Here is a 333-nt window from a genome sequence, read left to right on the forward strand (position 1 = left end):
CTTATGAAAAATAAAGTGATTGGTATCTGCCCGAACTGTGGCAAATCTGTTGTGGATCGCGAAAAGGGCTATTTCTGCGAGAACCGGGAATGCCGATTTGTACTGTGGAAAGACAACGCCTTCTTCAAGCGTCTGGGCAAACGGATGGATGCTCATGTAGCCGACAAGTTGCTGCGGGACGGCCGTGTCCGCCTGAAAGACTGCCGTAGTGCCAAGGGCAAGACCTACTATGCAACGGTTTTGCTGACCACTGAAGCCGATGGTCGCAGCAAATTCTCGCTGGAATTTGAGGGCAGTTGCTGCTGGAAAAGCTAAATTAAGCGGTCTACCTCA

1 pseudogene is annotated in these 333 nt (G+C 50.8%); it reads left to right on the forward strand.

What is annotated here, in order from left to right:
- Positions 1 to 315, forward strand: a pseudogene (locus tag P0G09_RS16440) (type IA DNA topoisomerase); the annotation flags it as partial.
- Between the last annotated feature and the right edge of the window lie 18 nt (positions 316 to 333).

It is taken from the genome of Faecalibacterium sp. DFI.5.82 (assembly GCF_029076575.1).
Taxonomy (GTDB): Bacteria; Bacillota; Clostridia; order Oscillospirales; family Ruminococcaceae; genus Faecalibacterium; species Faecalibacterium duncaniae.